Source organism: Planctopirus limnophila DSM 3776, assembly GCF_000092105.1.
Lineage (GTDB): Bacteria > Planctomycetota > Planctomycetia > Planctomycetales > Planctomycetaceae > Planctopirus > Planctopirus limnophila.
Map to the genome: position 1 here is coordinate 2,498,850 of NC_014148.1, position 12,965 is coordinate 2,511,814.

A 12,965-nucleotide genomic window follows, 5' to 3' on the forward strand; every position below is an offset into this window, starting at 1 on the left:
ATAATGAACCATCGCGCTGGATGGGCCTGCCGGTAGTATCGGTTCGGTAACTTGGCAGACTGTATCGATTGTGACTTTGGTAGCGGGAAAACCGGTTCTGTCGCGTTTAACGACCAGCAACTTTCGCCATTCGAGCTTGGAATTCCTGCGGCTGATCAGCCTCAGGCGACTTTTACCGGTGTCTGGCGACGTCTGCCCAAAGGGACTTGAAGTATGTCCTCTCCGGAAATCACTGGATGCAAAGCATGCCCAGAGCCGGGAAGAATCGTGACTTTCCTATCTGACGAGCGGATTTACGACATCATCAGATGACGCTCGAAGCTGATACCGAACTTCTTCATCTTCTTGTAGAGCGTGGTGCGGTTAATCCCTAAGGCTTCAGCCGTCAATTGCCGGTTCCACCCATGTGATTCCAGCGCATCGATAATGAGCTGCTTTTCGGGAGAGGCCAGCGCCGTTTTCAGGCTTGATCCCGCAGAGACATTCGTGACGGCCCCCAGCAAGGCAACCGGTTCATCGCGGCGCAAGTTTTCTGGCAGATCCTGCAGGCCAATGACAGAGCCCTTACACAGAACGACAGCACGTTCGACAACATTCACCAGCTCTCGAACATTCCCTGGCCAACGATAACGCGCCATGGCAGAGAGTGCCTGCTCACTGAAACCGGTCACATTCTTGCCTGTCTGTGAGACAAATTCCTTCAGGTAGTGCTCGGCCAACAGGGGAATATCACTGATGCGTTCGCGCAACGAAGGCTGTGTCAAAGTCACCACGTTGATTCGATAGTACAGATCCTGGCGGAACTCACCCTTGGCGACCGCCTCTTCGAGATCGACATTGGTCGCCAGAATCAGCCGGACATCGACTTTGTGGGTTTTGTTTCCACCGACCGCTTCAAACTCGCGGTCCTGGAGCACACGCAGAAGTTTGACCTGCAAACTCGGCGACGCCGTCGCAATTTCATCGAGGAACAATGTTCCACCATTGGCCTGCAGGAATTTCCCTGCTCGATCGTGCGAGGCCCCGGTAAATGCACCCGCCACGTGGCCGAAGAGTTCACTCTCCAGCAGAGTATCGGGCAGGGCCCCGCAGGCGACCTCCACAAAGGGCTTGTCTCGACGATTACTGAGTTGATGAATGGCTCGGGCAGTGAGTGTCTTCCCGGTTCCGCTTTCGCCAAGCACAAGCACGGTCGTGCGCGTGTCGGCGACACTTTCAATAATGTCGTACATCTTGAGCATGCGATAATCATGCCCGATAATGTTTGATAGACCGAATCGATCATTGAGTTGCTGCTTGAGCTGCCGATTCTCAGCGACAATTTCCCGCTTGCCTAGTGCGCGCTGGATGGAGAAGTTCAACTCTTCATCGATCACAGGCTTGGTGAGGTAGTCAAACGCACCCAGCCGGATCGCATCCACAGCGCTTTCAATCGTGCCATAGCCCGTCAGCAGAATGATTTCCGTATCCGGGACAGCTTTGTTGGCCCATTCGAGGACAGCAAAGCCATCTTCATCGGGAAGATTGACATCACAGATCACGATGTCGAAGCGAAACTCCTTCATACGGGCCATGGCATCCCGTGCGGTGAAAGAAGTCTCTGTCCGATGTCCCAGGCTGCGCAGATAATCGGCCATCGATTCCGCGAGCTGACGGTCATCATCCACGACAAGCAGGGATCCTTGAGTCATCGACATTCTCTACTCCAGCACTCTATCTCAAAAGGAGGCATGGCTTCATCAGGAAGAATGCTCGCTGCATTTTCAGCGAACACATCACCTGCCGGAAGCTGGTTGGTGGATTCAAACATCAGTCGAGAGCGGAGCATGTCGAGGGTATGCAAACCTAGGTTACAGGTTGTACAGCGTCAACAAATTCTCACGTCACTCAGTCGCTTTCACGAAACAAACCACTCGATTTTCCAACAAGCAAGGCAACAGATGCACCAACAAGTCACCATTCGTTCCAGGGGTACCACATGAATGATCAACGTTTGGTTGCTTCCGCATTACCGATCACGGCTTATTCAGCAGTTGATCCATCATCTTGATGGCAGCAGGGCCGACCAGCACTACGAAGATGCCTGGAAAAATAAAAATCACCATGGGAAACAGCATTTGTACGGCTGTTTTTTGAGCCTTCTCTTCGGCAATTTGACGCCGCTTAACACGCATGGAATCTGACTGCACGCGTAATGCCTGGGCGATGGAAGAACCAAACTTATCGGCCTGAATCATGATGGCCACGAGTGCCTTCACATCATCCACACCTGTCCGCACTCCCAGATCATGCAGCATGTCCCGACGGTTTCGTCCCATCTGTAGCTGCAGGTTACACATCGCCAGTTCGCCGCAAATCTCGGGCGCCGTATCCTTCAATTCTTCGGCCACACGCCGCAAGCCGGCATCTAATCCCAGACCGGCCTCGACGCAGACGACCAGCAGATCCAGCACATCGGGCAGTTGCAGAAATATCGCCTGTTTTCGCTTACTGATGAGATAAGCCAGAACACCTTCCGGGAGATAAAAACCGGCACCAGCAGCAATGATTAATGTCGTCAAACCGGCTTGAGTTGTCCCGTAGCGGTACATTCCCAACCCACCACCCAAAACCAGGCCCACGACCAGGCAAACGGTCTTGATGGCCAGATAAATCATGGGTGCCTGAGGGGAATGAAAGCCGGCATTCGCCAGGCGAATTTTCAATTGGCTTTGTTCCAGCTCCGACTTAGGTTCCAACGCCTTCGACAGAGCCGGTGCGGCTTTCTCAAGAAGGTTGGACATGCCATTTTTCTGTCCTCGCTGCTGTTCTCTCAACAAGGGATTGTTGAACTCATCCAGTCGCTGGCTGGCACGACTCTGCTCCCGGCTGAATATCTGCAAAGCTGCAAACACAGCCAACGTGATCGAGGCAAAGATTGCCAACGGGACAATCGTAGCGAAATCAATCATCATGATTGGCAAACCTCAAACGGGGCTCGAACAGAACTTCTTGAGTGACAATATCCGACAAAATGACCAATGGTTGATGGAGAACTCTCCAGATAACCTGCGAATGTTTACACTTTGATGTCGATAATTTTCTTGATGGCGACGGCGCCCAGAATCTGCATCACGATCCCGACAGCAATCATCTTTTTGCCGAGGTCGGTGGTGAACAGCACCATGACGTAATTGGGATTCAGGTAGTAGACCGCAAAGAAGATGGCAATCGGCATGGCCATCAGCACAGCACCACTTAAGCGGCCTTCACCTGTTAAAGCCTGAACTGTTCCGAGGATTTTGAATCGCTCGCGGATCACTTCACTGATCTTGTCGAGAATCTCGGCCAGGTCACCGCCGGTTTGCCGTTGAATTGCCACAGCTGTCACAAAAAATTTGTAGTCCAGGTTGGGCATTTTCTTGAGGGACTCTTTCAAGGCACTTTCGACGGGAACGCCAAGATTTTGAGTTTCATAAGCACTGCGAAAGACTTGTGAAATCGGTGGAGGCATTTCATCGCAGACCAGATGCAGACCTGATGCCAGGCTGTGACCTGATCGCAATGCCCGGCCCATCAATTCCATGGCATCGGGGAGCTGTTTGGCAAACTGCTTGAATCGCTTCTTGCGTCGAAACGACAGCCAGATGAATGGAAACGTGGATGTCAGCAAGCCAAATAACGGGAGGAGTGGAGTGGGCGCATTGCCAATCAATCCCAGAGCGGCACCCACAATTCCACAGGAAACACTGATCAGCAAAAACGATCTTAAACCAATCGGAGAATCGGCCTGTTCAAAAAAGAGACCGATCCCGCGAAATCGCTCCATCAGCAATCCCAGTGCACCATCAATGGTCTGAGAGCTGAGCTTAACGAGTTCATCTTTGGTGATCTTGGTTTGCTCTTCACTGGTTTTCAGACCGGCAAGTACATCCAGACGGTCTTCTGCACGTTTGGAATTTCCACCCATGAGCAGTGAAGCGATGGCACCCACGAAGGCAGAGACACCCACGAAAACTGTCAGCGATATCATTAGTGGGCTCATAAGACAATTCCCTCGGAGAAACTCAATCACGCACGAAATGAGCAAACAAACCTTTGTTCAACAGTCTGGATCGAAGCTTGTTCAAGACAGTCCGTATTTTCAGTCGGGCCAATCAATGGTTCACCGGCGGAACAATTTCTGATCGTTACCGCCCACCCAGTGCTCTTTGATGAAAAATGTTCGCTGGCAAACGAATACCAGCCTGCTCCAGTCGAGACATAAACGATGGCCTGACTCCCGTGGACTCAAAGTGGCCAAAAGCTCGACCAGTCTCATCAATTCCATCCTGCACGAAGACGAAAATGTCCTGCATCACCACGGTGTCCTGCTCCATGTTGAGCACTTCTGTAATATGTGTAATTTTGCGTGGCCCACCCTGTAGACGATTCGTCTGAATAATCAGATCGACTGCCGCTGCAAACTGCTGGCGGAGTGCTCGCAGAGGAATTTCAACACCACCCATCGCGATCATCGTTTCCAGTCGCGAGACAGCATCGCGCGGTGTATTGGCGTGGATCGTGGTGAGTGACCCTTCGTGACCAGTATTCATGGCCTGGAGCATGTCGAGAGCTTCGGCTCCACGGCATTCCCCAATAATCACTCGGTCGGGCCGCATACGCAGTGCGTTTTTCACAAGATCAGTCGCTGTGATTCGTCCCTTACCTTCGATATTGGCAGGACGTGTTTCAAGCCTCAGCACATGTTCCTGTTGAAGCTGAATTTCGGCAGCGTCTTCAATCGTGATGACACGCTGATCATTCGGAATGAAGCTCGACAAAGTATTAAGAAGTGTGGTTTTACCAGAACCCGTACCTCCACTGATGATGCAGTTAAGACGAGCCTTCATGGCTCCTTCTAAAAGCATGACCATCTCGGGTGTGAAGGCACCGAATTTCAGCAGGTCTTCCAGAGCCAGTGGCTTGGAACCAAATCGACGAATTGTGAGCGAGGGGCCATCCAGGGCCAGTGGAGGAATGACAGCGTTGAGTCGCGAGCCATCTGGAAGACGGGCATCGACCATCGGGCAGGTTTCATCCACACGACGCCCCACGCGGGAGACGATGCGATCGAGAATCTGCAGAAGATGATCGTTATCGCGGAAGGTGACTTCCGACTTTTGAATCCGTCCACCTTTTTCGATGAAGACATTCTTTGGGCCGTTGATCATGATGTCAGCGACGCCGGGTTCTTTGAGAAGAATCTCCAGCGGACCAAAGCCAAAGGTTTCATCAAGAACTTCTTCGATCAGCCGTTCACGTTCGGAACGATTGAGCAAGGGGTTCTCGGTGTCGCATAAGTGCTCGACAACCAGGCGGATTTCTCGGCGAAGAGTATCACCTTCCAGGTCTCCCAGGCGGGAGAGATCGAGTTTTTCCACGAGTTTGCCGTGGATTAATCGCTTGAGTGCTTCAAAATCCTGCTCCGAGGATAAACCGCTGCGGCTACGTGGGGGATTGAAAGTGGCAGGTGGCATTTGACGCATCACTCCGGAATCTAGAGACAGCTTCCCAAGATTGGCAGACTGATCCGACCATCAGTCATAGGAAACTTAGCTCAGAAATTCCGTGTGTGACGATCAGTTGCCAGAAATCATCAAATGCTGTTTTTCAGAGACAGGTCCATCACCATTGATGGCGAATTTCATCACTTCAAAAAGAGGGAGTTCATCGAACCGCTACCCAATAAAAACAGCAGGTCTTAAGACAAAGCTGTCTTAAGACCTGCTGATGGAGAATCGATTGATGGCGAGCAAGATAATTTCGAGTGGTTGTGCTCAGCTTGTGATAACCGTTACCACCCGAAGAATCGATAACTTCGTGCTATCCGGATCAAACCGTCAGTGACATAGAGACTGGTCGCCTGGCGTTTTCTTCATGCAATGCTCGAGCATGGGCCACTGAAGTATCAATGGACAGTTTCAAATCGACTGACCAGCAGCCATCAGCCGGAGCAAAGAACTCCCAATGAGGTACAACGGATGTACTCTGGTGGACGAGTTCGAAGCCTCCTTCCGATTGACTGACAGTTTGTACTGGCATGATCCAGAACTCGGCTGGCATCGTCGTATCCAGATTGACATCGATCCCGAGCCACTCATCGACAAGACCCATCGATTTTCCCGCGGGCAAACTGTGAGTTGAATCGAGTGTCCCAATTGATCGACCAGCGGCATCGTACAGGTAGCGATCCGGTGCCGACCCCGCGAGCCCGGCAAAGTTGAACTCCACGCCAAAGTGCAATGGCAGATTCAGAGGGAGATTCGAGAGTTCATAACGAATCTGAATTTCACCTGGGCATGATTCATTCATCGCAATGATTTTGCGGACAGTGGCGTGATGTGGACCAACGTGTCCGTCACGAGTCATGACCGCTTCCACATGGGAATCGGATCGTCGCACAATCGCTTTATAGGCTCCCTGGGCAAAGTCCCCTACGGTCCCTTCGCCGCTGGCGAAAGATTCGACAGCCAACCCTGGTTGCAGAAAGTGATCGACCAATGACTTGCGAGCCCACTGATCGTATTGCAGTTTCTGATCCAGCCCCGCCTGCTTGAAGCTCACACCGCCATTGGGATCAACGCCACCACCATGCTCTGTCACATGGGCTGAACTTGCACACTGTCGAATCTTATGATGATAGGGCTCAAAGCGACGATTCAATGTCGAAAGCAGGTTATGTCGAACAGCCGTGACATCAAGTTCATACATCTGACCACCTTGCGCAGGTGCCAGAAAAGCCTTGAGTTTGTCACTTTTCAGACTGATCTCGAACTTTGAATCGCAGTTGTAATCGTCAATCGATACCTCCACCCACGGATGCGATTTCCCGGCAATCTGGTCGAGTTTGTGATCGGCAGCAATCAGATGGCTGTAGACGGCATTACGCAGATGGGGCAGGTAGAGACCGCCAAAGGCACCATGCCAGTAAGGACAATTGCACTGGGCTCGATAAAGATCCGCGCGGGCTGCTCGAAGATCCGCCACGTGCTCTTTATCGCCATAAAGTTCTTCGTACTCGGCTAATCGTTGACTGACCCCGAGCATGCGTGTGTACATTTCGTTGGTTTCGGGATATTTTACCAGAAAGTTTCGCCAGAAACCGGCCCTGACAAATGAACCCAGTTGTGGCCAGTCGTGATGCTGGCGATAGCCATTCATGGCGTCGTGGTATTGCACCTGACGCTCAGCAGGGAGTGCCCACTCCATCATCTCGCGATAACTTCCATCGGGAAGATATGTTCGCCCCAGCGGAGAAACATTGCGGACTGTTTCATCCATCGTGGTCACCTTCAGCCAGCTCGATTGCTCTCTGAGTGCCGTGAAGAATCGCCGCATCCAGCCATTGGTGTAAACGTGATCCCACGAGCCGGGCCAGACACCAAATTTTTCGCCATCGTCGCCGAATGTCAGCACAGCTCCCGGATGTTTCTCGGCCACCTGACGACAGTGCTCGATGATCTCATGAGGATCTGCATAGGGGAGCAGGTAACGTAAACGCTCACTTCCAGGGAACAGACACAGCTTTCGACCGGCATCTTCAGTGAAGTAGTAGCCATGCAACTCTTCATTACGGATTCCCGCGGCCCGGAAATGAGCATCATCGAGCAGAATGTACTCGATACCCGCATCGATCAGGTCGGCAGCAAAGGACTGCTCCCAGACGCGTTCAGGGATCCAGGCACCACGCACGGGTGCATCGAAGCGTCGTTCCAGAAACTTCTTGTAACTGGCGGTTTGCCCCACCCGATCTCGCCTGGGAATTGCGGCCAGAATGGGTTCAAAGTATGGGCCACCGAGTAATTCAATCTGCCCGTTGTCCACGAAAGCCGCCAGTCGCTCGATATAACCGGGCTCATGCTTCATCAGCCAGTCGATCAGACTTCCCGAGTTATGCAGGACAACTGCAATTTCCGGGAATTCTTCCAGCAGATCGAGTAACGGAAAATAAGCCTTCTCACAGGCGTGCCTGATGACATGATCAAAATTACCAACCGGCTGGTGATTGTGAATGGCGAGAATCAGACGGGTACTGACAGGCATGAAGTGCTCCAGGAGATGGAGAGATGACGGCGGGAACAGCAGCGAGAAATCCATCGATCGATGTCTAATCGACTGCCGTTGTGTGTGCGGAATCTCTCTGGAATCATGCTTTGCGGTCAAGACCGTCTCATGCGCGATTGATTCAAAGTGGCTCAGTCAAGCCGGTTAAGGCGGCATATTCTGCTGGAGTATTGACATTGAACCATGGCGGAAGATCGCCAGCGGCGAAATCAGCCAGAGATTCAAGGATCAACTTCCCCTCGACAACAACTTTCGGACGAGACTGCAGTGCCCGAAAGAGAGACCTCTCGCCCTCGTTGACTCTCTGGGGAAGACTGTTCAAAAACCGGCTCGAAATCAGGGCCGGGAAGGGGGTCATCTCAAGTGGATCGAGCGAACCGGGCAGGCGATAACCTATCGCTTCCACTTCATCGAGATGATCGCTCATTCGCGCAGCACCGACTTGCCACAACACTCTCACAAACCGCTCATCCACCAGCGGTGTATCACAACCGACGACAAAAACCCAGGCACCAGGTGAAAGCGGATGGCGTGAAATATGCCCACAGAGGGCCATCAGCGGCCCTGCATACGGCTGCTGGTCGCAATCCACATGATGGCGGCATGTTTTGCCATTGGCTGACAAAACCGACGTGGAGTTTTCACTGGCGAGAACCCAGATCGGTATGCCTAAGGGCGACAGCGTACGAGTTAAGTGTTCCAGAAAAGTCTCACCATGGAAAACCAGATTCGCCTTGGCAACACCCATGCGCGATGACTTCCCCCCAGCGAGAATGATGATTCGCTGTAAATGGGAAGTCAGTTCCTCCATAGAGGCAAATACTCCTGAGAACAATTCTCGTTCGAATTGTGCTCGCTCTTCAAGATGCAAATCAAGAGTCTGAGAAGACGAAAAGAGCCGTTCATCTTGAGGATGAACGGCTCTTTCGAAACTTACTCGTTCATTTTACCAGCAATCTTGAAACATGTACCAAGTCGAAGCCTGGGAACACAGTCTCGTGATGGCTGGAAAAATTGCTGCTACTTGATGAAGAGCATCTCCTGATAGGTTGGCAGCGGCCAGTGGTCGTCAGCGACGTAGGTTTCAAGCTCGTCGACAATACCACGCAGTTCCACCATCAGCGGAATGACACTGTTCTTCAGGTAGAAGGCTGTTTCCTTGGGATTCGCCACACCGTGACCACCACCTCCACCGTGGGAAGCAGCTTCTTCGAGCTTGGCGACCGTTGCAACCAGCGATTTGTTGAGAGCGACCACCTTGTTCAGCAGTGTGGCGTCGAACTCGACTCCCACAGCCTTCAAGCTGGCACCTGACGAAGCCAGTTCTCCAACATAGCGAGTTGATGCGGGATAGATCACTGTCTTGGCAATCTCGGCCATCAGATTGGCTTCGACGTTGATTGTCAGGCAGTACTGCTCGTAGTAAATCTCCTGGCGGCTGACGACTTCTTCCTTTGTCAGAACGGCGTACTTCTCGAACATAGCGATGTTTTCGGGAGTCGCGATGTATTCGAGAGCATCAACAGTCTGCTTCAGGTTTGGCAGACCACGCTTTTCAGCTTCCTGATGCCAGGCTTCGGAGTAGCCGTCACCATTGAAGATCACAACGCCATGCTTCTCAACAATGCTCTTGAGGAGCGTTTGAGCGGCAGGAGCGAGCTTGGCAGGATCGCCACCAGTGGCCTTTTCAAGTTCTGTGGCAATGTAATCGATCGACTCGGCCACAATCGTGTTGAGAGCCACCAGCGGACCGGAAAGCGACTGATTGGAGCCCACAGCACGGAATTCGAACTTGTTGCCAGTGAATGCGAAGGGGCTGGTCCGGTTACGGTCACCAGCATCTTTGGGCAACTGTGGGAGCGTATCAACACCAACGGTGAGAGTTCCCTTACCCTTAGACGATGTTGGGGCGCCACTCTTCTTGATCTGCTCAAAGACATCAGCCAGCATATCGCCCAGGAAGATCGAGATGATGGCTGGAGGAGCTTCGTTGGCCCCCAGTCGATGATCATTCCCTGCATGAGCAATCACTGCGCGGAGCAGGGTGGAGTGGAGATGAACAGCACGAATCACAGCGCCACAGAACAGCAGGAACTGCATGTTCTGGTGAGGTGTTTCGCCTGGATCAAGCAGGTTACCCTGAGCTGAGTTGCCCAAAGACCAGTTGAGGTGTTTGCCCGAACCGTTGACCCCGGCAAATGGCTTTTCGTGCAGCAGGCAGGACATGCCGTACTTGGAAGCGACATTTTTGAGTATCATCATGAGCAGCTGCTGGTGGTCAGCAGCGACGTTGGCGTTCTCATAGATGGGAGCCACTTCGTACTGGCTGGGAGCCACTTCGTTGTGACGGGTCTTGACAGGAATACCGAGCTTGTAGAATTCACGTTCGCACTCGAGCATGTAAGCCAGCACGCGTTCGGGAATCGCACCGAAATACTGATCGGAAAATTCCTGCCCCTTGGGTGGCTTGGCCCCGAAGAGTGTCCGTCCGGCATTCACCAGGTCAGGACGGGCGAAGAAGAAATTCCGGTCGATGAGGAAATATTCCTGCTCAGGGCCACATGTGGCTGTGACCATAGGAATATCTTTGTGCCCCAGCAGTTTCAGCAGACGCTGAGCCTGAGTGTTGAGTGCCTTCATCGAGCGGAGAACCGGGGTCTTCTTATCGAGAGCCGGACCTGTCCAGGAGACGAACGCAGTGGGAATGCACAGAGTTGTGCCATTGGGGTTTTCGAGAATGTAAGCCGGGCTGGTCACGTCCCAGGCGGTGTATCCACGAGCTTCAAATGTGGAACGCAAACCACCAGACGGGAAGCTGGAGGCATCTGGCTCGCCTTGAATCAGTTGGGCACCAGAAAACTCGGCAATTGCTCCACCCTTGCCATCTGGCGAGAGGAAGCTGTCATGCTTTTCAGCAGTAATGCCTGTGAGAGGATAGAAGACGTGGGCGTAGTGCGTGGCACCCTTGGAGATTGCCCAATCCATCATGGCGGCGGCCACAACGTCAGCAATGGAATTATCGAGAGGTTCACCACGCTCGATGGTTCGCTTGACGGATTTAAACACCTGCTTAGGCAGACGCTTCTCCATCTCAGTGATGCTGAAGACATTGCAACCGTAAATGTCGGCGGCTGGTGTCTCGTCGAAATTGAGAGGGGGAGAAATGGGCTTGTAATTCAAAACAGCGGAAATGGCCTGCTGACGAGCCTGGCTGCCACTCATAAGTCTCGATTCCTCTTTAACACATACAGTTTTGGAGCGACTGGGAAATTCCCGTTGGACTACGCTGCAATCGGTGTACCGAATCTGTATAGACTGCACAAGGGGCGGCATTCTCTTCTCACCGCTCGGGAGTGCTCAACCCTGTTGCACAGCAGCCCGCTTTTTAGGCACAATCAGGTGCGAAACTTTCTGCCTCCTGATTGGTTCAAGATTTTGGCGTTTCAAAGCAGAAACATTGCCAGCGAGATCGCCTCAACACCAATCTCCAAAATCGAATGCCTTTTCGATGCGCAGATGTTGCGTACGAGATCATGAAAATAAAAAACTTACAAAAAAGGATGTACCTTCCGTGAAATTTTTGGAAGATTAGCGATTTGCCGTTCATCAATATCAGGTGTTACTTGGTTCGAGTCCCTGGTGACGTCATCCCATCCATGGCATCTTTTCAGCGGGATGCCATCTGTCATTGCAACTCGCAGCCATGCGGAGAGTTGAGATCAGCCCCTTGAGTTCGAAGGGATTTCATGACAGCGTTTGCCCGCACAATTCTCTGGATACTGGCTTTTGGTGGCTTATGTGTTGTCGCGGGATCTTCTGCTCAGTGGTGGGAAAAGAACGTCCGGCTGGTGGGAGCTGAGGACTTAGAACCACAACGGTTTTTCTCTCTCGAAGTTTCTCCAACCACTCCTCCATCTCTTCCTGCACAGAAACGAGTAACTGTCACCTATTGCGAAAGATCCACGGGATCTCTTCTGGCCGATATTCACGTTCCCACTCGGCTACAGTGCCCTTCGACAGGCTGGCCAGTGATCATTTCATTTCACAGTGGCGGTTGGCGGAATGGTCATCGCGGGCATGCTCCAATTTCAGAGCTTGTTGATCGCGGTTTTGCTGTCGTATCACACGACTTCCGCAGCTCGGATGTCGCGATTTTCCCGGCTCAGCTTGAGGACAGCATCGCACTGTTAAAATGGCTGGAAGAACATGCCGGCGAACACCAACTCGATCATCAACGGATTGCCTTATTCGGTGCTTCCTCTGGTGGACATCTGGCTTTGCTCACCGGTCTTTGCCCCGAAGTTTCGTCTCAGGTTCAGGCCGTTTGCTCACTTTACGCACCGACCGATTTTCAATCCCTGGAATCTGGTGCAGGTTCTCAGGATGAAATGAATCACTTTGCGTTATGGGCACCCGAATCTCTGCTGCTCGGCGGGCCAATTCCTGAACATCCGGCGGAAGCCCAGTCAGCCAGTCCCTTGTGGCAAGCTGCACAGATCAAAAAATCGCCACCCATTATGCTGATGCACGGAGTGGATGACGATCAGATTCCGTTTGAACAATCGCTGAGTTTGAGTCGGTTGCTGCAGGAGAAGCATCAACAGGTCACTTTATGGAAAATTCGATCTTTGCCTCATGGCACCTGGCCGACCAGTCGCATCCAGTCAGGTGTCTTGAAGTTTTTCTCAAAGCATCTGGGAGTGACGACGAAGTTGGATCAACAGCCACAAATCGCCAGGTATCGTGCGATCATCAATGAGCCAAGTCTCCCCTACGTCCCCATACGCTAGTACTTTCCTGACGAGTCATCTGAGTGCAGAGTTTATGCTGCACACAAACATACCACTTGACTGAATGACCTTATCAAACCCCTCACACAG

Annotated in this window: 9 protein-coding genes; 2 read left to right on the forward strand and 7 right to left on the reverse strand. The window is 52.2% G+C overall.

Features of this window, described 5'->3' with window-relative positions; all coding sequences use genetic code 11:
* Nucleotides 1-51: 51 nt before the first annotated feature.
* Nucleotides 52-210 carry a hypothetical protein gene (locus tag PLIM_RS24380; protein ID WP_155523244.1) on the forward strand — a complete coding sequence of 53 codons (159 nt, stop codon included), beginning with the start codon at nucleotides 52-54 and terminating at the stop codon, nucleotides 208-210.
* A gap of 83 nt (nucleotides 211-293) precedes the next feature.
* Here the strand turns inward: PLIM_RS24380 and PLIM_RS09930 are convergent, their stop codons facing one another.
* From PLIM_RS09930 to PLIM_RS09960, 7 genes are all read right to left on the reverse strand, one after another.
* A complete protein-coding gene (locus tag PLIM_RS09930) occupies nucleotides 294-1,697 on the reverse strand; it encodes a sigma-54-dependent transcriptional regulator (protein WP_013110176.1) in 1,404 nt (467 codons plus the stop codon).
* 318 nt (nucleotides 1,698-2,015) lie between these two features.
* Nucleotides 2,016-2,954, reverse strand: a complete 939-nt coding sequence (locus tag PLIM_RS09935) for a type II secretion system F family protein (RefSeq protein ID WP_013110177.1) — start codon at nucleotides 2,952-2,954, stop codon at nucleotides 2,016-2,018.
* Between the two features lie 104 nt (nucleotides 2,955-3,058).
* Nucleotides 3,059-4,024, reverse strand: a complete 966-nt coding sequence (locus tag PLIM_RS09940) for a type II secretion system F family protein (RefSeq protein WP_013110178.1) — start codon at nucleotides 4,022-4,024, stop codon at nucleotides 3,059-3,061.
* A 145-nt stretch (nucleotides 4,025-4,169) separates the two neighbouring features.
* Nucleotides 4,170-5,498: a CpaF family protein gene (locus tag PLIM_RS09945; RefSeq protein WP_013110179.1), complete on the reverse strand. Its 1,329-nt coding sequence runs from the start codon at nucleotides 5,496-5,498 to the stop codon at nucleotides 4,170-4,172.
* A gap of 355 nt (nucleotides 5,499-5,853) precedes the next feature.
* Nucleotides 5,854-8,064 (reverse strand): alpha-amylase/4-alpha-glucanotransferase domain-containing protein, encoded by a 2,211-nt coding sequence (locus tag PLIM_RS09950; RefSeq protein WP_013110180.1) that lies wholly within the window; start codon nucleotides 8,062-8,064, stop codon nucleotides 5,854-5,856.
* A 142-nt stretch (nucleotides 8,065-8,206) separates the two neighbouring features.
* On the reverse strand, nucleotides 8,207-8,896 hold the full coding sequence (mobA, locus tag PLIM_RS09955) for a molybdenum cofactor guanylyltransferase (protein WP_013110181.1): 690 nt from the start codon (nucleotides 8,894-8,896) through the stop codon (nucleotides 8,207-8,209).
* A gap of 209 nt (nucleotides 8,897-9,105) precedes the next feature.
* The gene (locus PLIM_RS09960) at nucleotides 9,106-11,307 is read right to left on the reverse strand and encodes a glutamine synthetase III family protein (RefSeq protein ID WP_013110182.1); all 2,202 of its coding nucleotides are present in this window, start codon (nucleotides 11,305-11,307) and stop codon (nucleotides 9,106-9,108) included.
* Between the two features lie 524 nt (nucleotides 11,308-11,831).
* Here PLIM_RS09960 and PLIM_RS09965 point away from each other — a divergent pair.
* A complete protein-coding gene (locus PLIM_RS09965) occupies nucleotides 11,832-12,875 on the forward strand; it encodes an alpha/beta hydrolase fold domain-containing protein (RefSeq protein ID WP_013110183.1) in 1,044 nt (347 codons plus the stop codon).
* Nucleotides 12,876-12,965: the final 90 nt, after the last annotated feature.

Coding starts and splice junctions, on each gene's coding strand:
- PLIM_RS09935 (WP_013110177.1), bottom strand. CDS start 2,954: ATGATGATTGATTTCGCTACGATTGTCCCGTTGGCAATCTTTGCCTCG.
- PLIM_RS09950 (WP_013110180.1), bottom strand. CDS start 8,064: ATGCCTGTCAGTACCCGTCTGATTCTCGCCATTCACAATCACCAGCCG.
- PLIM_RS09930 (WP_013110176.1), bottom strand. CDS start 1,697: ATGTCGATGACTCAAGGATCCCTGCTTGTCGTGGATGATGACCGTCAG.
- PLIM_RS09965 (WP_013110183.1), top strand. CDS start 11,832: ATGACAGCGTTTGCCCGCACAATTCTCTGGATACTGGCTTTTGGTGGC.
- PLIM_RS09960 (WP_013110182.1), bottom strand. CDS start 11,307: ATGAGTGGCAGCCAGGCTCGTCAGCAGGCCATTTCCGCTGTTTTGAAT.
- mobA (WP_013110181.1), bottom strand. CDS start 8,896: ATGGAGGAACTGACTTCCCATTTACAGCGAATCATCATTCTCGCTGGG.
- PLIM_RS09940 (WP_013110178.1), bottom strand. CDS start 4,024: ATGAGCCCACTAATGATATCGCTGACAGTTTTCGTGGGTGTCTCTGCC.
- PLIM_RS09945 (WP_013110179.1), bottom strand. CDS start 5,498: ATGCCACCTGCCACTTTCAATCCCCCACGTAGCCGCAGCGGTTTATCC.